This window comes from Variovorax sp. W2I14, from assembly GCF_050435205.1.
Taxonomy (GTDB): Bacteria; Pseudomonadota; Gammaproteobacteria; order Burkholderiales; family Burkholderiaceae_C; genus Variovorax; species Variovorax paradoxus_C.
This window is the reverse complement of the sequence record NZ_JBNDJX010000001.1, coordinates 3,056,826-3,083,049: the sequence shown is the minus strand read 5'-3', so window position 1 is coordinate 3,083,049 and position 26,224 is coordinate 3,056,826. Positions and strand designations below refer to the sequence as shown.

General features: G+C 50.1%; 38 protein-coding genes. 6 read left to right on the top strand and 32 right to left on the bottom strand.

What is annotated here, in order from left to right; translation table 11 throughout:
• Positions 1-169: 169 nt before the first annotated feature.
• The 19 genes from QF040_RS14585 to QF040_RS14495 all read right to left on the bottom strand — a co-directional run bounded on the left by QF040_RS14585 (position 170) and on the right by QF040_RS14495 (position 10,787).
• Positions 170-667, bottom strand: coding sequence for a hypothetical protein (locus tag QF040_RS14585; RefSeq protein WP_429611632.1), 498 nt, complete (start codon positions 665-667; stop codon positions 170-172).
• Between the two features lie 23 nt (positions 668-690).
• A complete protein-coding gene (locus tag QF040_RS14580; RefSeq protein ID WP_429611631.1) occupies positions 691-897 on the bottom strand; it encodes a hypothetical protein in 207 nt (68 codons plus the stop codon).
• On the bottom strand, positions 894-1,154 hold the full coding sequence (locus QF040_RS14575) for a hypothetical protein (RefSeq protein WP_429611630.1): 261 nt from the start codon (positions 1,152-1,154) through the stop codon (positions 894-896). The genes QF040_RS14580 and QF040_RS14575 overlap by 4 nt, the downstream gene beginning before the upstream one ends.
• Complete coding sequence (locus tag QF040_RS14570; protein WP_429611629.1) at positions 1,144-1,422, bottom strand: hypothetical protein; 279 nt, start codon at positions 1,420-1,422, stop codon at positions 1,144-1,146. Before QF040_RS14570 ends, QF040_RS14575 begins: the two co-directional genes overlap by 11 nt.
• Before the next feature lie 14 nt (positions 1,423-1,436).
• The gene (locus QF040_RS14565; protein WP_429611628.1) at positions 1,437-1,733 is read right to left on the bottom strand and encodes a hypothetical protein; all 297 of its coding nucleotides are present in this window, start codon (positions 1,731-1,733) and stop codon (positions 1,437-1,439) included.
• A 369-nt stretch (positions 1,734-2,102) separates the two neighbouring features.
• Positions 2,103-2,687: a hypothetical protein gene (locus QF040_RS14560; RefSeq protein ID WP_429611627.1), complete on the bottom strand. Its 585-nt coding sequence runs from the start codon at positions 2,685-2,687 to the stop codon at positions 2,103-2,105.
• Positions 2,688-2,756: 69 nt separating this feature from the next.
• Entirely contained in the window at positions 2,757-3,485 is a 729-nt protein-coding gene (locus QF040_RS14555; protein WP_429611626.1) for a hypothetical protein, read from the bottom strand.
• Positions 3,486-3,506: 21 nt separating this feature from the next.
• A complete protein-coding gene (locus QF040_RS14550; RefSeq protein WP_429611625.1) occupies positions 3,507-4,043 on the bottom strand; it encodes a hypothetical protein in 537 nt (178 codons plus the stop codon).
• A gap of 86 nt (positions 4,044-4,129) precedes the next feature.
• A complete protein-coding gene (locus tag QF040_RS14545; protein ID WP_429611624.1) occupies positions 4,130-4,777 on the bottom strand; it encodes a hypothetical protein in 648 nt (215 codons plus the stop codon).
• Positions 4,774-5,034 (bottom strand): hypothetical protein, encoded by a 261-nt coding sequence (locus QF040_RS14540; protein ID WP_429611623.1) that lies wholly within the window; start codon positions 5,032-5,034, stop codon positions 4,774-4,776. The genes QF040_RS14545 and QF040_RS14540 overlap by 4 nt, the downstream gene beginning before the upstream one ends.
• Positions 5,035-5,205: 171 nt before the next feature.
• A complete protein-coding gene (locus QF040_RS14535; RefSeq protein WP_429611622.1) occupies positions 5,206-5,874 on the bottom strand; it encodes a hypothetical protein in 669 nt (222 codons plus the stop codon).
• Positions 5,871-6,701 carry a hypothetical protein gene (locus QF040_RS14530; protein ID WP_429611621.1) on the bottom strand — a complete coding sequence of 277 codons (831 nt, stop codon included), beginning with the start codon at positions 6,699-6,701 and terminating at the stop codon, positions 5,871-5,873. The genes QF040_RS14535 and QF040_RS14530 overlap by 4 nt, the downstream gene beginning before the upstream one ends.
• Positions 6,702-6,867: 166 nt before the next feature.
• Positions 6,868-7,761 (bottom strand): hypothetical protein, encoded by an 894-nt coding sequence (locus QF040_RS14525; RefSeq protein ID WP_429611620.1) that lies wholly within the window; start codon positions 7,759-7,761, stop codon positions 6,868-6,870.
• A gap of 35 nt (positions 7,762-7,796) precedes the next feature.
• Positions 7,797-8,534, bottom strand: a complete 738-nt coding sequence (locus QF040_RS14520) for a hypothetical protein (protein WP_429611619.1) — start codon at positions 8,532-8,534, stop codon at positions 7,797-7,799.
• Positions 8,535-8,669: 135 nt separating this feature from the next.
• The gene (locus tag QF040_RS14515) at positions 8,670-8,906 is read right to left on the bottom strand and encodes a hypothetical protein (protein ID WP_429611618.1); all 237 of its coding nucleotides are present in this window, start codon (positions 8,904-8,906) and stop codon (positions 8,670-8,672) included.
• 19 nt (positions 8,907-8,925) lie between these two features.
• Entirely contained in the window at positions 8,926-9,126 is a 201-nt protein-coding gene (locus QF040_RS14510; RefSeq protein WP_429611617.1) for a hypothetical protein, read from the bottom strand.
• On the bottom strand, positions 9,123-9,548 hold the full coding sequence (locus QF040_RS14505; RefSeq protein ID WP_429611616.1) for a hypothetical protein: 426 nt from the start codon (positions 9,546-9,548) through the stop codon (positions 9,123-9,125). The genes QF040_RS14510 and QF040_RS14505 overlap by 4 nt, the downstream gene beginning before the upstream one ends.
• Positions 9,549-9,726: 178 nt before the next feature.
• The gene (locus tag QF040_RS14500) at positions 9,727-10,272 is read right to left on the bottom strand and encodes a hypothetical protein (protein ID WP_429611615.1); all 546 of its coding nucleotides are present in this window, start codon (positions 10,270-10,272) and stop codon (positions 9,727-9,729) included.
• Positions 10,269-10,787 (bottom strand): hypothetical protein, encoded by a 519-nt coding sequence (locus QF040_RS14495; protein ID WP_429611614.1) that lies wholly within the window; start codon positions 10,785-10,787, stop codon positions 10,269-10,271. The genes QF040_RS14500 and QF040_RS14495 overlap by 4 nt, the downstream gene beginning before the upstream one ends.
• Positions 10,788-11,120: 333 nt before the next feature.
• Here QF040_RS14495 and QF040_RS14490 point away from each other — a divergent pair, with 333 nt between their 5' ends.
• From QF040_RS14490 to QF040_RS14470, 5 genes are all read left to right on the top strand, one after another.
• Positions 11,121-11,792, top strand: coding sequence for a hypothetical protein (locus tag QF040_RS14490; RefSeq protein WP_429611613.1), 672 nt, complete (start codon positions 11,121-11,123; stop codon positions 11,790-11,792).
• A 46-nt stretch (positions 11,793-11,838) separates the two neighbouring features.
• Entirely contained in the window at positions 11,839-12,546 is a 708-nt protein-coding gene (locus QF040_RS14485; protein ID WP_429611612.1) for a hypothetical protein, read from the top strand.
• On the top strand, positions 12,543-13,142 hold the full coding sequence (locus QF040_RS14480; protein ID WP_429611611.1) for a hypothetical protein: 600 nt from the start codon (positions 12,543-12,545) through the stop codon (positions 13,140-13,142). The genes QF040_RS14485 and QF040_RS14480 overlap by 4 nt, the downstream gene beginning before the upstream one ends.
• A gap of 94 nt (positions 13,143-13,236) precedes the next feature.
• Positions 13,237-13,410 (top strand): hypothetical protein, encoded by a 174-nt coding sequence (locus QF040_RS14475; RefSeq protein ID WP_429611610.1) that lies wholly within the window; start codon positions 13,237-13,239, stop codon positions 13,408-13,410.
• A complete protein-coding gene (locus QF040_RS14470) occupies positions 13,407-13,652 on the top strand; it encodes a hypothetical protein (protein WP_429611609.1) in 246 nt (81 codons plus the stop codon). Before QF040_RS14475 ends, QF040_RS14470 begins: the two co-directional genes overlap by 4 nt.
• A 54-nt stretch (positions 13,653-13,706) precedes the next feature.
• On the opposite strand, the gene QF040_RS14465 is transcribed toward QF040_RS14470, so the two are convergent.
• The 3 genes from QF040_RS14465 to QF040_RS14455 form a co-directional block, all read right to left on the bottom strand.
• Positions 13,707-13,955 carry a hypothetical protein gene (locus QF040_RS14465; RefSeq protein ID WP_429611608.1) on the bottom strand — a complete coding sequence of 83 codons (249 nt, stop codon included), beginning with the start codon at positions 13,953-13,955 and terminating at the stop codon, positions 13,707-13,709.
• Between the two features lie 95 nt (positions 13,956-14,050).
• Positions 14,051-14,779: a hypothetical protein gene (locus QF040_RS14460; protein ID WP_429611607.1), complete on the bottom strand. Its 729-nt coding sequence runs from the start codon at positions 14,777-14,779 to the stop codon at positions 14,051-14,053.
• Positions 14,780-14,838: 59 nt separating this feature from the next.
• A complete protein-coding gene (locus QF040_RS14455; RefSeq protein WP_429611606.1) occupies positions 14,839-15,381 on the bottom strand; it encodes an ankyrin repeat domain-containing protein in 543 nt (180 codons plus the stop codon).
• Here QF040_RS14455 and QF040_RS14450 point away from each other — a divergent pair.
• A complete protein-coding gene (locus QF040_RS14450) occupies positions 15,371-16,027 on the top strand; it encodes a hypothetical protein (RefSeq protein ID WP_429614738.1) in 657 nt (218 codons plus the stop codon). The genes QF040_RS14455 and QF040_RS14450 overlap by 11 nt on opposite strands.
• 6 nt (positions 16,028-16,033) lie before the next feature.
• On the opposite strand, the gene QF040_RS14445 is transcribed toward QF040_RS14450, so the two are convergent.
• The 10 genes from QF040_RS14445 to QF040_RS14400 all read right to left on the bottom strand — a co-directional run bounded on the left by QF040_RS14445 (position 16,034) and on the right by QF040_RS14400 (position 26,217).
• Entirely contained in the window at positions 16,034-17,068 is a 1,035-nt protein-coding gene (locus QF040_RS14445) for a DNA helicase UvrD (protein ID WP_429611605.1), read from the bottom strand.
• Complete coding sequence (locus QF040_RS14440; RefSeq protein ID WP_429611604.1) at positions 17,053-18,621, bottom strand: ATP-dependent nuclease; 1,569 nt, start codon at positions 18,619-18,621, stop codon at positions 17,053-17,055. The genes QF040_RS14445 and QF040_RS14440 overlap by 16 nt, the downstream gene beginning before the upstream one ends.
• A 31-nt stretch (positions 18,622-18,652) precedes the next feature.
• Positions 18,653-19,510 carry a GTPase family protein gene (locus QF040_RS14435; RefSeq protein ID WP_429611603.1) on the bottom strand — a complete coding sequence of 286 codons (858 nt, stop codon included), beginning with the start codon at positions 19,508-19,510 and terminating at the stop codon, positions 18,653-18,655.
• A 1,417-nt stretch (positions 19,511-20,927) separates the two neighbouring features.
• On the bottom strand, positions 20,928-21,716 hold the full coding sequence (locus QF040_RS14430) for an N-6 DNA methylase (protein ID WP_429611602.1): 789 nt from the start codon (positions 21,714-21,716) through the stop codon (positions 20,928-20,930).
• Positions 21,717-21,731: 15 nt separating this feature from the next.
• Complete coding sequence (locus tag QF040_RS14425) at positions 21,732-22,211, bottom strand: hypothetical protein (RefSeq protein ID WP_429611601.1); 480 nt, start codon at positions 22,209-22,211, stop codon at positions 21,732-21,734.
• 12 nt (positions 22,212-22,223) lie between these two features.
• Complete coding sequence (locus QF040_RS14420) at positions 22,224-22,679, bottom strand: hypothetical protein (protein ID WP_429611600.1); 456 nt, start codon at positions 22,677-22,679, stop codon at positions 22,224-22,226.
• 9 nt (positions 22,680-22,688) lie between these two features.
• Positions 22,689-23,345, bottom strand: coding sequence for a DUF4116 domain-containing protein (locus QF040_RS14415; protein WP_429611599.1), 657 nt, complete (start codon positions 23,343-23,345; stop codon positions 22,689-22,691).
• A 411-nt stretch (positions 23,346-23,756) separates the two neighbouring features.
• Positions 23,757-25,181: a DNA primase family protein gene (locus QF040_RS14410; RefSeq protein ID WP_429611598.1), complete on the bottom strand. Its 1,425-nt coding sequence runs from the start codon at positions 25,179-25,181 to the stop codon at positions 23,757-23,759.
• Between the two features lie 106 nt (positions 25,182-25,287).
• Positions 25,288-25,503: a hypothetical protein gene (locus tag QF040_RS14405; protein ID WP_429611597.1), complete on the bottom strand. Its 216-nt coding sequence runs from the start codon at positions 25,501-25,503 to the stop codon at positions 25,288-25,290.
• Positions 25,504-25,689: 186 nt separating this feature from the next.
• Positions 25,690-26,217, bottom strand: coding sequence for a hypothetical protein (locus QF040_RS14400; protein ID WP_429611596.1), 528 nt, complete (start codon positions 26,215-26,217; stop codon positions 25,690-25,692).
• Positions 26,218-26,224 lie beyond the last annotated feature (7 nt).

Genomic DNA, 26,224 nt, shown 5'->3' with positions numbered 1-26,224 from the left:
TTTAATGTGTTGTTGTAATATTCATTAAATCAGATAAAAAGAATAAAGCAAGTTTCTGAATCAAATAATTGGAATTAAGTTTGGGTTCGGTTGAGATTTGGAATGAATGGCTTGAGGCGAACCCAATAAAAAAGCCAGCGGGTTAGGGTGGCTTGGTGTTCTAGAGAAATCAGATTTTGTGGGTTCGTCTTGGCTTTGGCTCCTGAGGTTTGGCCACAACGAAGAGTGATTGTTCAAGTGCTTTCCTTTCTTCTTGGGCTACTGCGAATGCTTTGAGCTTCGAGCCAATTTCGGCGTACAGCTCCTCATTTGATGGAAATCCAAGCGAAACAAACGCTGACTCCAAGATTGCCAAACCTCCTTCGTAAGGGGCGCTGCCGCAGTACTGCTTGATTTCCTCAGAGGCTTGCAGAAAAGTGCTGTTCTTGCGATTGAACGCCTTCAGCATAAATCGACCATTGCCCCTTAGCTCAAGGCTCAGATTGCCGGTCAACTGTGGGTAGGCCTTCACTATCAGAAGTGAAAGGTCAAAATCCTTGGAAACCTCTGGGTGCTTGGAAAGCTTTTGAAACTCCCGAAACTCCTCATATGGGTCGAACGGGTTTACGAATGGCGCCCGTCCCGCTGACAAGAATTCGCTGATTTTCAGGTATTCCTTCTCGTTCATAAAGTTCTCCTTTGTTATTGTTTTTACTTGCACTGAAGTGGTTTGCCCTGCTTGTCCACTGCCACAGTCATACCCTTCGTGTTGGAGAGGTAGAGAACGCCCTCGAAACAGAAGATGTTCACTGACTCAGGTTTGGGGAAATCGACAGCAGTGGGGGCGCTGTAGGTCTTGGCGAAGCAAGAGATCGAAGTGAGTAGGGCGAATGCCGCGACGATTGATTTTGTTTTCATTGAGTCTCCTTTGGGTTAGTTGTTGTATTTGAGAGGTGAGGATTCAAACCATTGGCCATGGCTTCCTCCAGTACGTCTGGGTAGCAGTCAGGTTGCCCGCCATCCTCTCTATCCCAGGTGTGGCAGGGGTGAGGTATGCCCTCGAAGAAGTGAGTCTTCCTGAGGTTCTTGCGACCCTCAAAGTCGATTGACACAGTGGTGGGAGTGAGGTTGCCCCGTGAGTCGCGTATCAGGAGGATGACGGTTTCAATGCTCATAGCGTTCCTCTGGTCTATCTAGGATTATTTGAAGGCCCTCTATGTCTATATATGCGTACTGGCAAAACACAATCGTCTTGGTCGCGCCAAGTAGGTTTCGCGACTTGACGAACTCACGATACTTATCGAAGGTCAGTTCATCAATTTGGAAAACTGCCTTCTTGGCCGCTGGCGTTTCCACCAGGCAGACTAGTTCGCCTTGCTGAATGGCGGTGACAGTGTTCTTCTTCGATTTTGTGTAGCGCTGAATGATTTCATGTTGGTTCATGATGTGCGCCTTATTCAAACTAAGTCCTGAGCTTGCTCAAGTAATTTGAATTCGATTGTTTCGTCTAAGCGAGCCAGCACTCGTTCGATGGCTGCGTAGATTGGCTCGTTGGCTTTCACTTGGACGTTCATCCAGCGGTTGTAGCCCGCTTGGTTGGGCTCTAAATAAATGTCGAATGACATTTTGAGGTAGTCGCCGCTGAAATTCTGAATGCTGGGGGTGTCAATCTCAATGTTGTATTTTGTGTTGAGTTGAGAGATATTTGATTTGTTCATAATTTGCTCCAATGTTTGTGTTGTTGTAATATTCATTAAAGCAGATTAAAAGCAAAAAGCAAGTTTATGACTGGGCAAAGTTAATGTTCGGTTGAGATTTGGAATGAATGGATTTATTTGACATTGATGCATTTTTTGATTAAATTGGTGCTGGATGATTTGTTCTGAGAAATTCTCATTTACTGCATTTTTCGGTGTATAGGGTTGGCAGGGTTCCCGGGTTCTGTTGTGTTAAGAGGGGGAGTCCTGTTAAAGCTCTAAGTGCGTCTTGTGCGGTCGAGTAGGTCGCATGGGAATAATTTTTGATCGTTCACGGGTGCACAGCCCAAAGAGAAAAGCCCTCGTAATGAGGGCTTCTTTCTTTGGCAAATGGATTTGCTGGTTGTTGGTGTTCTAAGAGCTTGCTCAAAGGAGCGCTGAAGGCGCGGTTGTGCGTTTGGGGCGGCCACGGGCTGCTGCTGTGCATGGGAGCTGGTGCTTGGCGACGTAGACGCAGGTAGTGGGATAGGAGAGCCCATACATCTGAGCGATTTCGCGCCTGGTTAGCGGTGAGAGGTCGTACCCGTTCTCACGCACGTCCTTGAGGAGCTGCAGCTCTTGCTCACGGCTCTTGCGTACCCGAGGGGTGGGCTTGGCCTGGCGAGGTGTACAGAACCTGGCCGCTCTCTTGATGGAGATCTGGTGGTCGTACAGAAACTTGGCGAACGACACTGGGTTGGCCCAGTTGGCGCCAAAGCGGCTGTACAGCTCCTGGAGAGTCAGGTTTGCCCCCTCAGTGCGTATGCGCTCCTCAATGAGGCTGAGCGACTCGCTGTAGAGCCTGGTGGGCATCCCTGCGTCGGTGAGTAGGTGCCAAGTGCCTGATATGGACCGGCCTATGCGCTCTGCCACGAGCTTGAGGGTTGACTTGCCCTCTCGTTGGCGAACCGTCTCAATGATTTTGTAGAGCTCTGAGCTCGTATGCGTGTTGTGGTTGTTATCTGTGTGCATCTTTCCTCCTGGTTTTTAGTTTTTGTTCTATCGGTTTTCCTCTTACGCGCCTCGTGTTTCGCCTTGGTTTTACGTAGGTAATCCTCCGAAGATTGTGGTATCTCTATTTCGTTGGATTGTTCGTGTTGGTCTTGCAATTTCAACTAACTTGTATACCTTCAAAGTGAAATCCTCCTTGCTTAACGACTCCTCGATTCTCGAATTGACTTGGGTGTATCCGGAAATAATATCGAAGGATTTAGTGGTTTCGTTGAACAATACAAATTGGTCTTCTAGTTGATTGGCAGCAGGCTCAACATTCGCTGCCGGTGCGAGTTGCTCTTTCTTAACCTCTGGCGTGGATTGAGGCCTGGGCCTGGTATCGGTTATTCCCCTGTTGAACAACCCTGGTTTATTGGGTAGCTCAAGAATCGCACCAGCGGCTTTGAGCTTGTTGATCGCTTGCTGAAATACTGAAGCTTTGAAGTTGCGAACATTGACCATCATGTCTTGTAAAGCGTCTTCAATCTCCTCAGTGTGGTGGAAGTAATGTTCGTTGATGTAGCTCGCATAGCTGTCCACGTCATTGCCCACCGTATCCTGATTTGATTGGGCCGGCTCAACGGCTATTTTCTTGCTGCGTGAGGTTGGCTTCACGAAGGCGCGAACCAGCTCGTAGTTGTACAGCGTTGGGAGGCTTATGCCTGTCAGATCGCTGATTGCTTTCACACTCAATCGCTGATCATTATCTTTGAGTGTCGCAATGGCAATTCTTACTTGCTCCAGATTTTTTGTTGTTTGTTCAATTTTTGTATTCATATCGTCTCCTTGTTGTTGTTGTTAGATTTTCTGTCTTGCTCTTATTGCTTGGGAGCTTGACCGTGAAATTATTGAATTTAGCTTTTTGCGTTCTCTTATGACACGCTCTAGATTCAAACGCTCAAAGAATGCTTGCGAATACAGTAAGCCATCCGTATAGTCGTTTATCTCTGGAGGCAAACAAAAAATTTCGTTGTCTGTTTCTGCGCACCATTCATTCAAAAAACAAAACTTCTCGATGCCCCATTGATTTAGCATGTCTTGCAGCCGTTCCTGCGTCGTTCTAGTCTGTGGTAAACGTTGCAAATCACTTGGTATCCTATGCTTACGCGAACGCACGGCATAAACCTTCAAGTCAGACATAAATCTAGAAAAATCTTCTAAACTGGAGATTGCGGTAAAATTGGCGCTGGCAGAGAAGCCTTCATAAACAAAGTCGCAAATCGCTTGATTTTCTTTTTCTGAAGCTAATCCTCTGGTCCAGCGTTCAAATTCTTTGATATCTAACCCCAGCTTCTCGAAATAAAACTTTGTTATTTCGTTCCAGTGAAAGTTCATTGCCAACTACCTGCGTTGAACTCATTCTTGGCTTCTACCAAGACTATTGATTTGTTTGTCTTCATCTCGTCTCCTTATTGTTGTTGTTAGATTTTCTGTCTAGCTCTCTTCATTGGTGCGGCTTCAGGTATCTCATTCAGCAGGCGTTTTTGTTCGTCAAGAATCATTCCCTCATCGCGCTGCCTCATGATCCGTAGCAGGCGAGGGCATTCTTTGTACTGCTCTGGGAAAACTAGAATTTCAGAGCAGGCGCACCTAACGAAGTTTCGAAAACTCTGAAAGTCTGCTGGATATCGTCTTTGCCCCTCGATTTGGAGGAATGCGATGACCGTCTGAGCTACGACTATGTCAAAGTGGAAGTAGATCGATGGAGTCGCGAGCAATTCTTCCAGTAGTTGCTCTGAGCTTAATGATTCAAATGGTGGTCTGTTTTGAACACTGGCCCTAAGGTCTGAGACATCGCTAAAGTCGTATGACAAAGGGTTTGTCACCAGTTTAGAAAACATCATTTGAATATCGCGCAACTCTTTCTCTTGGTCTGTTAGTGAAATGTTTGGGTCGAACCAATAATTCATGCGCTGACCAAGCTCGGCTGTTAGGGGGCGGGAGGCCTTTTTGAATACCAGCCTCTCAAAGACTTTGAATGGTATGTAGGTGATGAAATAACCAAGTGCTATTAACGTAATGAGCTGCCCAATAAAGGGCAAGGCCACCAAAAAGGATGTGAAGTTCATTTCTCACCCCAACTAGGTGCGGCTTTAATTTTGTTAATTTGGTCCATTGCGCATTCAAGGTTGAAAAGAATTCTTGGAGCTCTTGTGGAGTCGTGGTTAAGCGCCCTCTGAAGTTCAACAAAGGAAGAGTCGCCGATACGTTGAATTTGGGAGAGGTCTTCGTCAGATAGAGATTCGGCTCTTGATATGATTTCATCGAGCATTCCAAGGAAGACCCGTGCTTCGCTTAGAACTTTTAGTGATTGTTGTTTGTCCATTCGGTGCTCCAATGTTTGTGTTGTTGTATAAAACAGTAAAGCAGATTAAAAGCAAAAAGCAAGTTTTTGAGAGTAGAAAGTAATCGAGTGGTTGAACTAGGGAATGATTGGCAAACTAATAGACGTAAAAAAAGCACCTCAATGGGTGCTCTCTTTATGTATGAGGTTGGACTAAATCTTGAACTTGGCTTCTTCCGGCTTAACATGTTCAAAAGCGGGTAGACTCTCAGAAAGATATTTTGATTCTTGCCAGGCGGATAAATATTCAATGTCGCAGCACGATTTCAAAGCCTGCCTGAAATCTTTTGGATATACGAACAACACCTGGCCGTCAGAACTTTCTAAAGTTCCATATTTCAACCTGGTAAGCAGTGGAAGATGGTCGCCATAAGTGTTTATCTTTACAAACTCAAGCTGACCTATGGTTTCAGTGGGTTGGAAATCCGCTAAGTAATCGTTTACTAGTTTCGCTTCCGATTCAATCCACATATTCGGCGCAGTAGTGTGGGCGATAAATTCGCCTAGTGCTTCAAGTTCCGAGAATTGTTCGCTGAGCGTATACGTGCGCCATGCTAAAGATCTACCAAGTGGATAGTCTTGAGGGAGAGGTGCTTCATGGAAGTGAATACAATCGGTTCCTAAAACGTGAATTACCATATCCACAAAACTATTCTCTACAACAATGTACTTGTAGCTCCCGCATGTGCTTGTCTTGATTATCTCTCTGGCAAAGCTCAAGTGAGACAACGGAAGGTGATAGTCGGGCTGCTTACATAGTTGAGCCTGGACATCACTCAACTGTTTGTAGATTTCCATGTCGCTGAACTGGGGCGTGCTCATATCTTGAACCTCGCTTTAGCGGGTTTGACTTCTTCCACCGTCAGGCTCACCAAACTTCTCTCCAGCTCAATTAGTTGCTCATCAGTTGTGGGGAGGGATATGAGAGCGGTGCTGTAGAGCCAGTCCTCTGCGGCCTCCGGCGTCTTCACGTGGGCGCTCGCCACATGAGCTGCTGTCAGGGGGTGGGCCAGGAAGGCGAAGTTGACCTGGTGGGTCGCTATGACCTTGGCCTGTACGTCCTTCAACCACTCCAGGCTGACCACGAGACGTTGAAGAGCTTCAGCGCTCCTATCGGTGAGGGTTGAGGTCGCCATGAGACTTGCTGTGCTGAGCGTGTCGGCCAGCACCTCCACCACGGTCTTGCCGTCGAGGTTGTAGGGCGTCAGCATTGCCTTGAAAGTGGGGCGCAGCTCTGCTTGGGCGGTAGCCGCTGCCTGGCGAGTCTTGGCAACCGTTGCGCTGATTTTGTCGAGGAGCTTTCTGGCTGATTTGAGCTCCTCTTCGTAGATCCGAGTCCTCTCAATTTCTTTGAGGAAGTGGCGCTTCTCGGCGTAGAGCGCAGACACCTTGGCATTGAGCACTTTCACTTCTTCAACAGTGAATCCGGTGTCGTCTATGTCTCTCATGTACTTCAGTAGCTTCTGCACTTCGAATGACTGCTCGAAGGTGGCAAGCTTTCTTTGATTGGCCGTGGTGTTCTTCACCCAGTAGAACTTGTTTGCAAAGTCGAACTTCGCTGTCTTGAAGAAATCGCGAAATAGGTCTTTCAGTTCGTATGGGGTATGTATGTGTATTTTGTCTCCAACTATGTTTGATTTGATTTCCATGGATTGCCTCTTATTGTTGTATAAATCAGTAAAGCACATTAAAAGCAAAAAGCAAGCTTTCGAAAATAGGAAGTAATCGAGTGGTTGAGTTAGGGAACGATTGGCAAACTGATAGACGTAAAAAAAGCACCTCTGGGGTGCTTCGTATTGGATTGACCGGGAAGTCCTATGCGCTTCTCACAGTTCTCAGAAGATGTAGGAAGTCGTCATCTGACATGTCGCTCTTCCAGCGATTGATAAACCTCGCAACTATCTGGAGGTTGCCTGGCTCGTAGTGGCCGTCAGAACGCTTCCTATCGAGTGAAGGGCTGAGCTCGGGGTGGTCGCCAGTGAGGTCAAGCTGAACGTTCGACAAAGAGCACCGGCCTTGAGCCAGGTCGAGGAGGGCGTTCACCTCACTGAGGAAGTGCTCGTCATCGCGAAAGCGCCATTCCTTGTTCTTGGCAATGACGGTTGACTGCGATCCGGACTGAGCACAGGTCGCCTTCACTGTCTGAAGCATTCGATTCGCGATTACCTGCGTGGGGTTGTCAGTGGCAATGCTCTGGACCTGGGTGAGCTCAGGCGCTGCGTCGGGAGGGGTTGTGGTGGAGGCCTCTACAGGCCCGTGGGGCGGTGCAACCGTAGCTGGCTGGGGCAGTTGCCAACGGTTCTTGGAGAGGGTCAGCTCCTGGCGAAGCGCAGAGACAAACTGAAGTGCCGCGTCGTACTTGAATCCGATGCGAACAGCATTGGGTGGTTTGGTTGAATGAACACCCGATTCGAGGTGCTGTAGTCGCTCTTTCTGTGCCTCAAGCCAGCGGCGCGCTGGTCGTTGGTCGTCGTCTGGCCAGGCGAGGCGTCCAGGGTCCACCGCCATCTCAAAATCGTTGCCCTCTGTCTTCACGTTGCGGTAGACGGACAGCACCCATGTGCCTGTCTTGAGCATCTTGTGGTCGTAGTAGAGGCCGTCTACGAGCTTGGGGTCGTTGGCCGAGCCCTGAGTAAATTTCAGAAGCGCGCAGCCGTCCAGGACAGCTTTGATTTGAGAGAGGCGCGTGTCGTTGATGTCCGTGGGCATATCGAATCGTACTAGAAGCGTGTCCCTTTATGGACTCAAATTTTCTGTACTTTTGGTTTGCTAGATGTAGGACCTGGCGGAAGCGCGGCGCCCAATTCTTTAGACTCTTTCCAAGTTTTCAAGAAGTGCATGTCTAGGCAGTTCAGTAGTGCTTGACGGTGTGTGCTTGGGTAAACAAAAAGTGGATTGGAACCGATATGAGCTAGCTGGCCGAATTGAAGGAAAGGCAAGACATTGAACACCTGGAGATAGTTCGATTGTGTTTCAATTAGCTCAATCCATTCATTCCCATAATCGCCCATGTTTTCAGGCTTGTCTATGGTGCCTAGATACTCTTCTAGCAAGTCTAGCTCTTGTCGAATCCACATTCTTGGAGTAGTACTTAAAGATAGGTTGCGCTCCACAAACTGCGCTGTTTTATATTGATTCGTTAGCGTATAGGCATTCCATGCTACAGAAATCCCATACGCACATCCTTGAACTACTTCGTCGGCGTAGTCTTTGTGAACTATTTCGCAATTTGATTCTCCGAGAACGTACCGGTAATTTTGCCCTCCCCCATACGATAATTCGACATACTTGCGAGAGCGAGTCTCATCGTATTTAGTAATCTCTTCTGGAAAATCCATCCAAAGTAGTGGAATGGAAAAATCACGTGTCGCGTGTACAGAGTGATGATATTCAGTATGGATATTGAAAATTTCCTCTTCAGTGAAGTCTCGCCCAAACTCAGGGCGTAGTCCTTTGGGATTTAGCGGGTTGACTTGTGCCATCTCGAATAAATCAATCACTATAGGGTAATTTCCAACACGAGTCGGTTGCTGAGCCAAATGGAACAAAGCCTTCTTCGCCTTTGGTCTTCGAAACAGCTGGGATAACCATTTTAATATTTCCATAATCAGAGCTCCTCAATGACGTGTGCGTTTGGGTTTGCTTTCCATGGCTCTGCGGTCATACCCCTCGGTCTTGGAAGAGCTGGTGCTGAGAGAGAGGATTGCGAGCTCGGAATCTTCATACTGAGCAAAGAGCTTCTCGAAAGCTCGTGCTTCAGCCGTCTCTCTGTCCTTAGCTTCGCTCTTGTAGGTGTGAACCTCAAGGCCTCTGCCATCGGGTTGAACTCGGAATGTGGTGGTGAATGTGTGCATAGTGTTCTCCTGGTTGTTGTTATGCGGTTGTTTGTTTGCTATCTCTGGGAAGTTCGCCTTTGTAATCAAAAATGAAAATGCGTTGCGCTTGAGGTCGAAGTAATTCAGCCCTTCGCCTTGCTTTGGAGTCCTCTGCGCGTGAAGCTTCTTCGGAGTCTCGGGTGGCTTCTTCCATGAGGGCTGAAAAATCGGCCTCAAGTGCTTTGTAGTGCTCGGTCATTTTGTGCCTTCGATACGAGCTTTGTTTCTCTCGTAATCTTGCTTGTGAAGTGTTGTTGGATTGTGGTTCGTCTCGCCTGATTGAACCTGAGCTTCTTTCTTTCGTTCGCTGGCCGTAATTTTTGTGTCGTCAAGAAAGCCTTCGCGGCCATTGAGTGGAAGAACTTCTAAAGTAAGGGTTGAAACGTTTTGATTGCGTTTTCGAAAACTGGAAAGAATCTCCTTGTGTGTGTACGAAATAATCTTCTGCTTGAACTCAATTCTGAGGAAGGCCCATTCCAAATCTGATTGTTTGCAAGCCTCCTCGGCGTAGATGCTTTGCAAGTACGATTTGTCTTTGGCGCTTGAATAGCTTTTCCTTTGGACGGCTGGTAAATGCTTCTGGACCACCTTTGCAATTTCTTCTTTAATTCTTTTATGCATGTTGTTTCCTTATTGTTGTAATATTCATTAAAGCAGGTAAAAGAAGAAAAGCAAGTTTTCGAAACGGAAAGGTTAGAGTTAGGCTGAGATTTGGAATGAGTGGTAAGCGGTAAAAGGCAGTAAAAAAGCCACCGGTTTAGGGTGGCTTTCTTCTGTCTGCTGTGTTTCCTGAGCCTGCTCAAAGAAGCGGCTGGCCGCGCTGGGTTGTGGTGTTGGTCTTGTGCCCTCGGCGTTCGTGCTTGCCAGGAGAAATCTCTCGAAACGGTATGCCGTGGCGCTTGAGGGTCTGGCCTGGTGTGGGGTGGTCGATGCCGGCGAGCTCGGCAATCTGTCGGCCAGTAAGTTGACTGGTGTCGTGGAGGGTGAGAGCAAATCGCACGAGCTCTGACATAGGCCCACCTTTGCGCTGCGCCTGGTAGGGGATACCTGCCACTTGGAGCGCTTGCTCAGCCCTGTCGTAGCTGGTGTATCCCGCCATACGGGCGAGCTCAGTAGGGCGGTAGCCCCTGGTGTTCACCTGGAGAGATCTGACCGCTTCTGCGAAGGCGTTGTCGGCCTTCTGGTGCCTCACTGCCTGGATGTCCACCTCGGCCAGAGCGCAGGCCTGGCGAACCGCCTGAGGGGAGACGTTGGCGAGCCTGGCAATCTCCCTGGAGGTTGGTCTGTCCAGAGCCAGGGCCATCCGCAGGTACGTCAGCCCTTTGAGGTTTTCTGGGCGCTTCATAGCTGACCTCCTTTGCCAGGCTGCGCCTTACGCCTGAGGTAGGGCACACCGATGCGAATGAGTGTGCCGCAGGGGTTTGTATGGGCTGGGAATCCCGCCAGGTGTGCAATCTCCTTGGGGGTGTACTTGCCACTGTCCTTGAGCGTCAGAGCAAACCTGGTGAACCGACTCTTGGGCTGGAATGAGCAGTCCAGGTACGGGATACGCAACTCCTGGAGGAGCTTGAGAAACGCCTTTTCTTGGTGGAGGTATGCGTTGTCCTTCACGCCTGCCAAGCGGAAGATTTCCCGAGGCCGCAGGGTTGCCGTGTTCGTGCGCAACCTCTTCAATCTTGATTGAGCGGTGGAAAGCTGGTGGTCAGCCTGTAGCCTGGTTAGGTCAATGCTGTACCTGGTGCAAAGCTGAATCGTCCATTCTTTGGATATGCCAAGCTCTCTTCCAATCGCTGCGAAGCTGAGCCGCTCCCCTCGGCGTTGAAGATTTCTTATTGCTTCGTTTATCTTTTCTTTTTTCATGCCTCCTCCTTGTTCTTATATTTGTGTGTCGATCTACTAAGATAGCAAAACGCCGTCCTAAGTCAAGGCAGCACCTCATATTTGACTTTGGAATGAAATTTGATTATCTTGAAGTAAGTCGAACAACTATCCTCCTGTTAAAAAGTTGCTCGCCTAGGCCAATGGTTGTTTGTTGTTCAAGGCCGAGAAATACCTCAGTGTTGTAGAAGCTGGGGTTTTTCTTTTTGCGGTGAGCCACCTGAATAATCAACCGCTTGAGAGCTCCACAGGCCAGCCCTGTAGCTAAATTTCGTTACGTCTGGCTACAATGGTTCGGACAAACTTGGAGGGGAAATGTCGAAGCTCAAGCGCTATATCGGCCTACTGGTCGCAGTGTTCGTGTTGGTGCTGACCTTCGGGCCAGCCAGGAACGACTACCGGGACTACTACTACCCGAGTGCCGCTCGGCTGACCTTCCTGACCGACACCATAGTGGCCGACCTGGTGAAGCCAGAGAAGGAGTTTGAGGAAGCCTGGAAGGCGGTGAGCGACTACATGAACCGCTGTCCACCGTTCACCTCAGTGAAGCTCAACCAACGTGGGTCTGGCGGCTCCAATAGCTGCGAGGGGAATGGTTGGATTTTCTCGGCTCTGCCACAGCGCCACCTTACTGAGCTCAAGGCCTATGAGCCCGACATTGAGAAGCTGGTCGAGCAGTACACCGCTTGGAATCAGAAGTACGTCCCCAAGCCCAGGGATCTCTTCAACGCAGAGCCGGCGAGGGACCCCAAAATTCTGGCGATTGAGAAGCGCATTGGCACGGCTGAGGCGAAGTACTTGAACGACAACAAGAGCAAGCTGCTCGTGCCCCTGTACTTCCTGCACGGCTTCCTCGTCCTGATAGCCCTCTTCATTGTGGTTTTCAGGGAGGAAATTGGAGCCCTTGTGCTCTCGCCACTGACTTTGCTCTTCGGCTTGGGCAAGGTCGGCACGAAGGCGGCAAAGAGTCTTCACGACAAGGTTTGAGCTCAACCTGATTGGCGCACTTTCCTGTCTGCTCACCACAACTTCAATGACGTTCTCCAAGTACAAGCGCCTCTTTCTCGTTCTGCTTCTTCCACTGCTGTGCTGTGGATTCGTGCTGTCGCTCCTGAGCCCTTTTCGATCAGAGTACAGCGTCGTTTGTGAGACGGTTTTCAAGGCAGAGATCTGCAAGCGCACGAGGGGTGCTGAGAGCACGGAGTACAAGGTCGCGAAGGCGAACTACCGCGCCCCCTTGTTCACGGTCCAGGCGACTGAGCCCGACGCATTCATTCGTCCCTTGGTCGAGGCATCTCCTCGATTGCTGAGCAAGGTTCAAATCGTTGGCTTCACGCCGTACAACCTGAGCGGTACTCCAGAGGCGAGTAGCGCCATTCAGGCGATGACTGGGAGAACTGGCTCGCTGCAGCTGGGCGTCCCTCCTAGCAGGCAATCAACGATTGAAGCAAACGACTTCTTGATTTACTGCACGGAGCTCGATGTTCGTTCGCCTGGTGATACCTACGAATCGGTTTGCTCAGGCAAAGACTGGCAAGGGCGCCTCAAGTTCACCGCACTGGAGCAATCACAAGAGGTGCTCCAGGCGCTGCGCGCAGCAGTCAACAGGGAGCTCGACAGAAAGACGGGTGATTTCGTCGGCTACGCGGCATTGGTCTACCCGTTCTTCGTCTACCTCTTCTTGCTTGTCTCCCTCCTGGTGTACTTCGCTTCCAAGGTCAGAAGAGGCGCGAAGCCATGAACGTTGGTGAGCAACTCGTCTCGTCATACCTCCAGTACCTGAAGAGCTGCGATTTCATTCAGACCAACCTCTACACAGACGTTCAGGGTGAGATTGATGTGGTGGGTATCAATCTGAAAGAGAAGAAGGTCTACATCTGCGAGGTTGCCATTCACCTCACCACGGGCCTTCAGTACACCAAGGACAAGCGGCCCAACAACGTCAACAAGCTGGTCGAGAAGTTCAGTCGAGACATTGCGTACGCGAAGAAGTACCTGGCGGAGTACGAACACGAATTCATGCTCTGGAGCCCTATCGTGCGCGACAGCAAGGGCGACCCTCAGTACAACCAAATCGGCCACCTTGAAGAGGTCAAGCGCAAGCTCTTCGAGGCGGAAGGGGTCGAGCTCCAGTGTGTGGTGAACGAGCACTTCTACGAGGCGCTCAAGGACCTTCGCAAGTTCGCTGGTGGGCAGACTGCGGAGCTCAAGTGCCCCCTCATGAGACTCCTGCAGATCGAGGAGCTCCTTGGCCGGCACGTAAAGCGAAAGATGACCGCTGGGAAAGCTGAGGTTCTCACAGAGCTTCTAGACGGGCCGGCCATTGGTGCTGGCTGAAGCCCGCGAAACCTCTTGTCACACTTGCTGGGCTTGGGGTATTCTGTTTGTGCGCAAAAAGTGTGCGTTTACCAATGGATGGAGAGAACTCGCTATGGCTCGTTATGTTGTTTTCTATGAGATGAGAAAAGGCAATGCTTCCGCTTCGAGCAACAAGACAGTGGAGTGCGAAGACGAGCGTACTGCCGTTATGGCTGCTGAACAGCAAGGCAAAGCGCAACGTCCTGACTACACCTTCGTGTTGAAGAAGGTGGAGAAGAGAAGTTGACCGAACCAAAGTTTTTCGAAGATGGTGAGCCGCTTTTCACAAGCAAGCACTATCACGATATTCCTGAAGCTTATAAGCGAGCAAAGAGGGCCTTTGTCAAAAAAGAGCCTGCTCTCGACAAAGCTGGTTTCACTGCCCTACTGGTCGGCAAATCGGTGTCGAATGCTGCAGTGTTCTCCCTTAAATTAGGAAGTGCTTTTGCTAAGTCAATGATTGAAGAAGCCAAGAAACAGAAGAAGTAGAGTTCTTGGAGTACTAGCAATCAAGAGAACCCGCACTGGCGGGTTTTTGTTTGTTTACTTCTTGCCAGTGAGTGAGCTGACAATCCCGTTAGCAAGTCCAACGACCAAGACAAAGGTGCCCACTGCTGCGCCGACCACAAGGCCAGTTTTCGCGGCATTCGTTGCCCACCTGCCAGTTCGCGACTCAAACGCCTCTGAGGCTTTCTGACCGACTGACTCCGCCGCGCCCGAAGCAGCCTCCTTCACCCTCTCGACAGGGTTCTTCGCTTCGTCGTCGTACAGAAAGTTGAAAAATTCAGCCATTGGTCTTCGTCCTGATTGTCGAGAGGGTGAGCTTAAGCGAAGTAAGACATTTGGCGCCTTGGCTTACTTGGGCTCATGGCGACATACCTACGATGCTAAATCTTCTCGTGGCGCTGGTGGCGCCCTCCACCCGCCTTCCATAAAAGTTGGTCGAATACTCGGTGTCGAAACCACAGCTTACTCATAACCTCTTCAGGCTGCCAGACTGGTTGAGCGGTCGAAGAATGACTGATCCATTTCGCTAGATTTTCCTCTATCGCGGTTTCGATGTATTCAGCTATGTAATCATTGAAGTAGCGAAACTCAGTTTCCCAGGATTCGTAGAATTCTGCGTATGTGTGCTTAACTTTTAGACCATTAATCGAACGAAGTGCACCTACGGCTTGGGTGTCGTAAATGCGTACCTCATGGTCTCCCATGAGCCATAAAAACTTTGATGCTGCTGACCGGAGCTCGCTCGAATTGGTTTTGTTTGGCGTTGCATGTCGTCCTAGGTCTTGTGCAACAAGGTCAATCCGTTCAGTAATTTTGGCTTTTTGATTCTGGCGGCAGATTGCGATTATTCTGTTCCAGAATTGTTTAAACTTTTCTTCGTTTTCGATTGAATGTCCCTGTTCGGCCTTTGGGAAGTGCCGGGCAACACGATATTTGCATGCCGCATCGTGCATCTCCTTTGCTTTTGCGGCTTGCTTATTCAGGTTGCTGCATAATTTAGCATCTGTGTCTGACCATACAAGAAGATATCCAAGTACAGCTCGTGGAATGTCGCGTACCAAAATCTGTTTTCTTTGAAGTCGTTTTTCTTCTATTGATTTTTCGGTCATGGGTCGCAGAGCGCCGCTGTTGGCAGGGCAGAGGTTGCAAGCAATGAAGTAATAGCCTGTCAGCTAAGCATTGACTCACCGTCCATGCCGCGAGGCGGATTAAAGGTCCCATGCCAGCCAACAAGAATCCGGCTGAGTGAGTCAATGAAGTGTGGTGTACCCATGGGAATTCTGACCGTCGCGCCGCCATAGGCGACGTAGATATCAGTGCTGGCAAGTGTGGCTGTTGCCTCACGCCACCGACTGCTACTTGGAAGAACATCGGGGTCTGACGATGGCTCCCAGAGTCGATCAACTTCGGCTGCTCGAAGTAGCCGTTCGACTTCTAGGTGGCCTTGCTGCTTCGCTACGTCTGCCGGTGTCCGTGATTTCTTGTCGCGCGCTTCCAGGTTCGCGCCTTTACCAATCAGAACTTTGCAGCCAGGCTCATTCCCAAAGTGCGCTGCCTGGTGGAGGAAAGTCCATGAGGAGCTGGGCTTGGAATATCGGCTGCAACGAGCTAGCAGGATAGGGGAGGTGGCCCACACATCCAGTAGCTCGGCCCACCGTCCAGCCTTGGCGTCCTCATACGCTTGCGCTACATAGTCTTGAATGTTCTTCATGTTGGGTTTAAAGAGCGGGGAAGTCGATGCTAAGAGTCGTGAGAGACTACACGGTCGCTTCACGGCGTGGACAGATCCGGTGCCCTTCGTGCCCAACAGTTCGGTGAACGCGTTATCGAATTTACCTCTGAACTGTCTTATGCCCGCACTTTCGACTGCGCTGCTCATCGAGCGTCCTCTTATCTACTCGTCGCTTTACGACCTTGCAACTGTCGTATTTGCAAGTCAAGGACTGTCAAACCTTTCGACGGGTGATGAGAAGGACGAGTTCGACAAGCTACGACTTCGCCACGAGGTTGCTCAGGCGACGAAGCTCCTCATTGAAATTGCCGTTGTACTGAGAAATCTTTCGGACGGCGGCAATTGGCCCATGGATGTCGTGCACGAGGCGAGGGTCAGTGCTCGCCCGGAATCTACGGTCGGGATTCTTCAAGACCATGGAAGGCCAGATATCGACCTGCGGTTCAGGGAGGCCTGCAACAAGCTCATTCACGCAGATGGTTTCGAGTTCGGAATGTCTTCAGTTGAGGGCAAGATGGCGTTTCTGAATGGCTTGGTTCAGCTCCACGGGAAGAGGAGCACCCGCCCTTGGGTGGCGGAGATCCGAATCGCTGACTTTGTTCGTATGGCTGTGCGCCAGCTCTGAGCTTGACTACATTGCTTTCTTGTGTTTTTTCAGTAGAGCCTCGGGCACGAAGGTCAGGTTTCCTCGCGCGCGAGAGCAGGCTACGTACAACTTGTTCTTCGTTTCCGGGTTGATATCCTTCAAGGTGCCGCTTTTCCATGCTTTGACGTTGGGCGCACTCAGCACAACACATACATCTTGGTAGTGGTCCAGCCCTTTCGATGCGCCCCAGTTCTCCGAGTAGCAGCCGTACTTGTAGTGCTCTTGGTAGAACAGCTTGACTACTGATTGGTCTCTGTAGATTGCCTCAGCAGCATCTTTTTCCTCTTCGAAGCGAACGAGGGACTCGCGTTCGCCGCTGGATTGGATAGATATTCCAATCTGTTGTGTTATGAAGTCGCAGACGCTTGTGCTACATCTTCGACTTGCCTTGAGGGTGTCCAAGTCCACCCGCAGGCCTGCTTTTTTGAATCTGCCCTGGTACTTCGTGTAGTCGCTGTGCAAGCTCTTGTTGATGATGCCGTCTCGGCTTGTATCGTAGGTGTGCTGGTAGAAGTCCCCGACGAAGAGATACTCGACATTGGCCGGAATCAACTGCATCAGTAGGTTGAAATCGTGTCCAGCGAAGTCTTGAACCTCATCGACGTACACCGCATCGAAGTACTTCTCTAGACGAGCGATGACGTGCGGCACGGTGCCCGTCTGCTCGACAAACTTCGCAAGACGATTGGAGTACAGCCGGCGACTTGCTGTCATGAAGCGGCGGTCCTCGGTGAGTTTGAAGCCGTCCTTGGCAGGCGGCAGGGTGAACAGCAGACCTCGGGTGTTCTTCTCACTGCGAAGGAAAGGTCGATAGCAGAAGCTGTGGAGAAACTTGAAGTAGCTCAGGAGCTTTATGTTGGTCGGGAAGTGCCCGAACCGCTCGATGATTTTCCTGCGGAGATTGTCTCGGTTCGCATCGGTGTAAGTTATGAGCAGGTGCCGGCGTTGCTCATCGAGTTGCTGAACAATCTTCGTCGTCTTGCCCGACCCAGCAACTGCGAAAACTACGCTCTTATCCACTCGACAGCTTTCGCTATGTAGGATGGCACGGCGAGGTCGGCTCCGCGTTTTTCAAGCAACTGGAAGGCGGCATCCGTCTTGTTCTTCAACATGTAGTCCTCAACGGTCAACGACACTCGCCCCGCCAAGAACTCGTCGTCGCAGATCGCCGTGTTGTCCTGGTACATGCAGACCTCAAAGGTGTTTCGAGCATTGTCCTCGTCAGCAAAAATCTGAATCGAGTGCGAGACGTGTTCTTTGTAGTTGTCTACGCAATTTGCTTGGTAGTCTCGGTCGTTATCGCGTATCGCCGCCACGCGTATGCCTAGGAGGCGGGCAAGCTCCAGGTATCGCTTGAAACTCGTCCCATCGACTGATATGACGTGCACGCTGTCGCTGTCGGTGCTGAACCCGGGCGCCGCCTTCTTGTAGAGGGCGTCCATCAGAATGAACTCAGCGTCGCCTTCGACCAGTATTGCCTTGCTGCACAGGGCGAGCTCTAAAACGTTGTTGTCAGGCGCTTTCATAAAGAACTCAGCGGTTGACTTGCTCAGGTCCTTCAGTGTCGTGGGGTGCGAGGGCTCTTGCTCGCTGAGAATCAGCACATTCTTGAGGTTCAGCCGAGTTGCGATAAAGCTGCTGTGCGTTGCTATGAAGAGTTGCTTTTTGGTAGACGCATGAATGCGGTCAATCAACTTTTTCAAGTGGACATGGCTCAAGTGGTTCTCGGGCTCTTCCAGAAGAAGTACGTCTAACGCGTGTTCTCTGTCGCGCAGTGCGAACTCGGTCTTGATGAAGCACTGGCGACCCTTCCCACGAGCATCAATCGGTATGTCGTCCTCGGTGATTATTATGTCCGCCTCAAGATTCGCCTTCGGGTTGGTCCTCACGTCGAACTTGTATGTGTCGTTCAGCGCATCGTTGACCGACTTCAGGTGTTCATCTCGAAACTTCGACTTGGCACGGCGGTACTCAAACGCGTGCAGGTTGCGCTCAACCACGCTGGCGTGAGCGGCATACATCGACCGCGTGTATGAGTTTGTCGCGTATTCGTTGTTGATCTGCGCGCTGTCAATCAAGACGTGCTTCAACGGCTTCATGTGCGGGAAGAAGGGCTCTTCCGAGAATGAATGGAAAAGGATGCCGTAGTACTCGAAGGGGAAGCTGCCGTGGTCCTCGTCCAGAATTGCTTTGATGTTGGGCAAGAACTCGTCAATCGGCTTACAAACCAATTTGATACCCACAGCGTCTCTTCGGGTGCTGTTGTTGCGACCATCGAAATCAGCATCTGCCAACCCTGAAATGAACACTTCGACAATCATCTCTGGCAAGTTGACCAGCGATTTATCGCCGGCTAGGAAGTCCGTAATGCAGTCCTGATTGAACAGGCTCTCCAGGCCGACAGACTCCACCTTGCTTCGGCTGGCACTCATGACAAGGTCTAGCGCTTGCAGAACAGAGCTCTTACCTGCCTCATTTCCCCCGACAAGAATGTTGAGTTCGCCGTCGAAGTCAAGCTCAAGGCTTCGAAAGCGCTTGAAGTTCTTGAGCACAAGTTTTTTGATAGTTGCCATTTGCCTCCCTTCGAGATTTGAAGTGCTTGAATTACCTGAACAGGGATTTCAAGAAGCTGATTCCTGCGGCAATGATTTTTGGCGCAGACTTGATAACTTCTTCTACCACTTTGTCTTTCACAGAGTCCCAGGCGCTTCCCGCAAAATCTTTCACACTTTCCCAGATGCCACGCTCAGCGTTTGCTCTTGCTTCTTGGCTTACGTGTTCGTCTTTTGCCTCGCGAGTAGCTGAGAACTTTTTTTCGTTTGGGAGTGCCTCCACCACTCGGTCCATAAGACTAGTTAGGTTGTAAGACCTCCCCTTCTTGGAGACAGCGACAGAGACGATGTTCTTGCTCGATATGTCGAACCTTTTTGAAACGTCGTTCTCTTTGACAGATATGTTTGTAAGTTGGCTAGAACCTGGCCGATACTCCTGGTGGTCCCAGTCTTCCATATCGTTGGTTTTGTCCGTTTGCGTGATGGCGAAAACAACTGGGGTTTTGTTCTCGGCGTTGAAGACTGCGCTGTACGCGTCGAGGCCTGAGGCATAGTTTCTGTCGTCAGCTTTGATAGTCCAGAGAACCAAATCAAGTTTGGGCACAAGGCTCTTGTAGAGCTCTGTGTATTCTTTCTGGTGAGACGGGTCTTCCCCAATGCCAGGAACGTCAATCAGAACGATGCCGCCTTGGCCGTCAGTCCCATTGAGCAAGATTTCTTGAGGTTCACGGGTGCAAGCTTCAACGTCGCTAATCTTTGCTACTTCTTTGCCAAAGAGGGCGTTGCAAAGGCTTGACTTGCCAACACCAGAGTTCCCGAAAACTCCAACTCGTGGTGTGTATGACCGAATCTTGCTGATTTGCTCTTTGATTTGTAAGAGCAACTCTTCCTGGTTCACTGCTTCTGCCAACACTGTCTCCTAGAAATGTCCCCTTCGGGTCTGGGCTTAGTCCCGAAATGTGACATTTCGTAGCATATCAGCCGTCTGCGGTAATTGAGTGCGGATGGAGGCGGAATTTGCTTGGTGGGCAGGGGAGGGGATGACCTGCTGCGCTTCACCCCGTGGTGGCCGGCCACTACATCCGGCCTGTAGTCTTCGTTATGACCCACCAGCCTTCAGAGGAGTGCTTACGCGCCCGAGCTAAGGCGCGAGCGGAGCATTTCGTCTTGGAATGGAGGTTGCGCAAGCGCAGGGAGCGAAGGGAATAGTCCGCCCAGGGCTTGCACGAGACGCAGGAGTACGCCTCCTATAAACGAGGTATTTCTTACTCTCCCCAACGGCAGTAGAAAGCTTGGCTCGCCGTGCTATCGAGAACCGTTGAGGAGAAGTCATGAACTGCAAGTTGATTGCCCCGTTGCTGGCATTGCTCTTTGTTGTTGGGCTTGCCAATGCGCAAAGCCTCGGCTCTTCCAAAGGAACTGACGGCCAGCCGGGTCCATCGACGACTCGACCTTCACAGCCATATTCTGGAAGCTCCTCTCGAAATTCGAACTCGGGCAACACCGATAAAGGAGCGGCAATCAGGGCTCTTGGTGATGCACTAACGAAGAGCTGGCAAGAAGGAGAGCAGGCTTCGACCAGTGGTGGCGACAGTGAGCCGCAGAAGGTCAGTAGGTGCTTAACCGCCACGATGAGCGATACCGGTTATCTCAGCTTCAAAAACGTGTGTAGCTCAAAGATAACGGCAGCATTTTGCATTGAGCGAGGAAATCCTACCTTCAACTGCCAGGGCGGCAACGTCTATCGCCTTAGGTCCTTGGACCCTGGAGACAGGTCGGCAATGCTAAATGGCCACCCTACCCAGTCTGGCTATGCTCTGAGTATCGGTGAGTGTGAAGGCGACTCGATTTCCGCTGAGATGAGCAACGGCAGATTTCGATATTCTTGTGGTTCACCCACAGCCACGGCAAGTCCAGAGAACGATAGAGGACAGCAGAAAGTAGTCACGTCCCAAGAGTATGCAGGAGACGGAAATCACAATCCTGTTTCGCAATGCGTGTCGCTTGGGCGTGATGCGCGAGGAGCATTTAGAGCCACAAACATGTGTGCAGAGAATGCTGTATTTGTATTCTGCGTAAAAACCAGAAGTTCGTTGCCAAGCGAATACTCATGTGCCGAAGGAAAATACAGAATTTCTGAGTTCCCCGCGAAACGTGATGTACTTCTAGGAACTGGAGAGTCCTCGGAGCTTGCTGAACTTAGCTGGGGAATATGCGCTGCAAGATTTTTGAGCCTAAGCAGCAAGCCACGATTCTCCAAGGTGACGGCAACCGCAGCAGGCCTTCGATACGTTTGCTCTGACACGGTATCCAACTAAGTTCGACTTCTACACACCCACTGCCAAGCGCTTCCCGATGGCATCCATTGCCTTCTGCTGACCTCTTCGGTGGTGGTGTGCTCTGAGCGTCGCCACGGCTATCTCAACCATATCGGGGTCGAAGACTGCTTGGTAGCCTGCCTGCGAGCTCGGCTCAAGAAGAGCGTTGCCCCATTGAACCTGGAGGCCACCCAGCGCAACGTTGTGGAAGACGGCTGAGTGGAAGATTTGGACTGCTGTGAGCTGAACCATTGACGGGTCCATATCGCGCGCCACCACAAAGACACGCTCAAGAGCGGCAGGCCCAAAACGTTCCGAGGAGGCTTTCAGCCAAGCCAGGAGGAGGGAGCCTGCGCCACAGCCCATGTCGTCCCCCACAGTGATTGCCTCACCAGCCTTGAACTTGGACTCCAGGTTGTCGTCCGTGAAGATCAGCTGGGCCAGTAGCGCTGCCAAGTCTGGAGGGGTGAGGAACTGTCCCAGCTCGTGCCCGAGGTGCTCGTCGTAGGAGCTGCCCAGTACGTCTGTGAAAGGAGCTGAGTCCTTGATGGCAGAGAACCACATGACCACTGCTCTGCCGAGCTCGTTGAAAAGCTCAGGCTGGACTTTGTAGGGGGCCATCTCCACGAAGAGGGAGGGGTGCCATTTTGCTTGGTAGGGGTGGTACTTCATACCCTGAATCACAGAGTTGAAGCCAATTTGAATAACGTCTTTGAACACTTGCTGTTTAGAGCTAGTGTGCTTCGCCTTGCGGGCTACATTTTCAATGATTCGATAAAATTCCTTGTCTAAAGTCATAGTGGTTCCTCCTGTTTAAATTTTGTGTGTAGTGCGTTTCGCGGGCCTTGATTTTGGTATGGCGGTCTGAAGAGCCATTTTTTCAACATGTACGAGATAGTCCTTGATTAACGGAAAATCATGTAAGTTGTCGTCTTTGCTTGGATAGTCTTCATCGCAAAGCCAATCGTCTTGGTTGTAGCCTCTAAGCCATTGACCGAGACTATCCAGATGAAAGTCTGGGGGGCGATTCGCAACATACTTCATAAAACAATCTTCGCCACCGTTTAAAGTAGCAAACTCGCTCAGCTCAGTGATGCGTGGACCAAATGCCCATGTTTCTCGCTCTAGGAACCTTCTCATTTCGGAATTTGGCTCATCCGTCATAACGAACGTGCCAGTTTTCGAAAGCCCAAACTCCGTATAAAACAGGTTGTAGTCGCAAGTGGTTCTTTTTGTACCCATAGGCACATAGTCATAAAAGTGCTTGGTTAACGTCTTTATTTTGATTTCCATAATATGTCTCCCTCAAATTTTTGATGTTCGTTTGGTTTGTTGTGCCTTCGGTGCTTGAGCAATCCCAGACGAGAGAGCTTGCTTCGCTTCCCAAGCATTGAAGGTCTTGAAGAGCTGAAGTTGGTCTGCTGATGTGATTGGAGAGTCCCAATCCTCGGCTTGTAGGAAGAGCTGAGCCTCTTCGATGTCGTCGGGTCGTTGGTCCTGGATAGCTTCAATGAAAACTTGAAGCTTGGCCCAGTCCTTTACTTGAGCTTTGAAGTCCTCGAAGCGGTACTCCACTGCCCAATTGGCCTTGTAGTCGGTGATGATGCTTAGTTCTTCGTCAGTGGGGTTGTCGTCCACAATGAACGTACCGTACTGCGTCAGGCCCAATGGGGTGAATCTGAGACTCACTTCATAGTCGAAGTCTTGGCCTGAGCACTTCTCAATCGTGCTGAACGTCTCTGTGATAGTTTGATAGCTCATGGGGCCTCCTTAGTTGTTGTTCTTTGTTGGTTTGTCGATTACTCGGTGAAAGAGCTCAACAATCTGTGGCTCTTCCTGAAGGCGCTTACTCGCGTACTTCAAGAGAAAGGGCGCTTTGGCGACAACCGCAAGAACAATGTCTTTGTCGTCGCGAAGGCTGCTGGCAAGTTTTGGGAATACCTGTGGGTTTGCCTTCACCGCTGCCAAGGTCGAAATCTTCTGGCGCCTGAGAGCTGCCTCTCGTTCGACGTTGGCAACCTTGCGCTGTGCTGTCGAACTCTCTGATAACTCAGCTGGAAACACCGGAACTTCCTGAGCGGGGCGGGGGTTGTCGATACCTTGGTGAAACAGTGCGACGACTTCAGGGTCTTCCTGGAGACGCTTACTTGCGTGCTTAATCAGAAGAGGGTTTGAGGCCAGCGCAGCCAGGACAATTTCTTTGTCGTCCTGAAGGTCCTTGGAGAGTTTCTGAAAAACCTCCGGTGAACTCTTGACGGCAATCAGCGAAAGCTCTTTCTGTGTGTTTCTCAGGCGGGTAATGCTGGCTGTACGGCGTACAGGTGGATATGACAATGGTTCGTCATAGAAAATACCCCCGACACCACAGAGCAAGTTTCCGTCTCGCTGGACTTCTTCTTTTACTGACTGGTAATTTGTTTTATTCATATTCCTCCTGTTTGATTTTGATTAGAATATCAAATTAGGTATTTATTGTCAATACATGTTAATACATTTATTGATTTAAAAGTGTCCAGGGTGTCCAGGCCTGTCCAGGGTAGTAATCAAGGGGGGCGGACACCATATTTCCTTTTAAAATCAACAACTTATGATTTGCTGTCCAGGGTGTCCAGGGGGTAACCAAAGTTCCACATGAGAAATACCTCTATATAGCTATAGAACTCTAGACTTTGCAAACCACCTGGACACCCTGGACACTTGTTTGTAAGTTAATGATTTCAAATAACATTTCAGTGTCCAGGGGGTCAAAGAAGAGGGTTGGACACACCTGGACAGCCTGGACACTTTCAAGGCGAAAAAAAAGAGCCAGACGGCTCGTTTTCTTTGGATGTTGAGAGATTACTCAGTGAGGATTGATTTGAGCTCACAGAAAACCATACGTGTTCTCTCTTTCTCAACCATCACTTTCTTTTCAAGAAGGTTGGGATAAGCGCGCTTGAGGTCTGTGTAGAAGCCTTCGTTGCTCACTGGCTGATTTCCTCGGTCCACGCAGAACTTGCGATAGCGCTGGTAGAGCTCAACCTTGGGTAAGAAGGCCGTGGGGTGGAGAGCAAACTCAACCTCCTCCAAGAACTGGGCCACGGTGTTCTGAGAGGTCTTCCATTCGGCCAAGCCAGCTTCGAGCTCAGGCACGTTGGTGAAGCCGTTTTGCTTGGTCAGGCGCTGCAGGCCCGCCAATGCCCAGTCGAGAACAATCTTCGATTCCTTCGCAAGGATCTCCCGCGAGAGGTTCACATTGATTTTGTTTGCGGGAATTTTGTTGGTGAGCTTGAACAAGATTACTCGGCGCCAGAAACCATTGGTCTTGTCATTGACAATGGGGAAGTTGTTGAAGCTGAAGACGCACTTCGCTCCAATGACGGTGCTGATTTCATCCTGGTAGAGGTTGCGCAGCTTCACCTTGTCGCCAACCACAATCGACTTGAAGAACTCAAGCTGGAAGTTCTGCTTGCCAACCTCCGGGCAAATAATCAAGCTGGCTGCGGCCAAGCTGGCGGGTTTCCTGGTGTCTTTGTCGCTGACATCGATAACCTCAACCTTCTGGTGTATCCCGCTCAGAATGTCGATAAAGACTGATTTGCCCTCACCCCCCTCGCCCTGGAGCAAGAGAGCCTTCTGGCGCTTGGTGCCTGGAGTGAGCGTGTAGCCTGCGTACTCTTGGAGGAGCTTTTGGTGCTCAGGGTTTGCCATGAACACGTCGAGGTAGCCCTTGAACAAGCTGCCCTCTGGCAGTTCGCCTGGCACATACTCACCCTCTGAAGGGGGAAGGCTCACCTTGAGCGCATAGGTGATACCGATTGAGCGGTCGGGGTTCTTGTAGACGATTGAGCCGTCATCCTTCACCTCAAGCCAGGTGCCAATCAAAGGAATGATTGTCTTGTCGGTGTCTTTGGGAGACTTGGGCAGGTCGGGGAGGGAGTATCTTGCGATAGATACAGAGGAGTTCACGACTGAACTTGCCACTCTGTCTGGGGCGTGGACTGACAGGTAGCGGGTGGCTTGCTTCTTTGCCCAATCCTTGGCAATGTCTTCAGTATCCTGCCAATACCAAGAAGACCAGGAATAGATTGAGCCGTTGCCGGCGCAGTATTGGTTCTGTTGAACTAGGCTATTTGAAAAGTTCAGCTCAGCTGAGAATTCTTCGTTGTAAGTTGCGACTGGGCCAAGAGGTTTGGTTTTTGGCGAGGTAGCGGGTTTCGTTCTTGCTTTTTTTGTCGAGGCGCTCGTTGAACCCTTGACTTTAAATAAATCATCGGCTAGCATAGGTTTAATCCTTCTGGGTTGTTATATCTTTCCTTTGGCGAGTTGAGATATTTGGTTTATGGTTTGGAAGAGGTCGCTTTTGAGCGGCCTTTTTTACGTCCGTCGTTTAAGCGGATTGAGTAGTAGCTTGAGAAGCTTTGTTGGCGTTGGCAATAATCTCAATGGCGCGACGCTTTATTAAGTCCCGCCCTTCATAAGACCAATTCGTCCCGCAAAGCTTTCTTGCTTGCTTCATAAGAAATAGGATTTCTTCATCAAGTTGAAGAGTGGTCATGCTTCTTGGGTTCTTGTCATTTCTAATTCCTTTTTTGTTGTCTTGCATATCAATGCTCCTTTCATTTATATATAAAGTAGCAAAGAATTGATTTAATGTCAATAGTTGTCAATACATTTATTGACTTGCTTGATCTGTCTATCAATTTCCTTTTGTCTAGCCTGGCAACGCCAGCCCAGGCAAAAAACCACTGAGGGTTTTTGGGATAGAAGTTTTCACTTCAGGCTCTCCTGGTTAAATCTTGAATGTTGGCTTGGGCTGGGTGTTTGAACTTGCGACCTTCAGCACATCTTTGCTTTTCAGAGCTTTGCGAAGGCCGGTCGCCATCAGCCACTGATAAACTTTCTGTGCGCTTTCTTGAGAGGTTCCCCAGTTGGCGTCAGCTTTCGTCAAGACTTTTCCTGTCGCCCAGTTCGCACATTCAGGGTTGATTTCGCACAGCGTCCTCATAATCGTGATATTTCCAGTGATATGGGCAAGTGCGCTGTTGAGAAACCTCACATCTTCCTTGATGCATTTCTTAACGACCTCCATATCCAAGGTCGCCTTGAGTGAAAACATACTCCAGCACAAGTCAAAATCACCATAGGCGAGCAAATTTTTGCCCAGCTCAGCGTTTGATTTGATTTGCTCATCTGTCAAGCGTTGGAAAAATGCGAGATAAATAACGTGCTTTCCAGCATTGAGGCTGTTGAACTCTTGAATCCACTGAATCGCTTGGGCTGAGCTAATCTGGGGGAGGTAAAAGTAGTGCTTGTTCATGTAAATT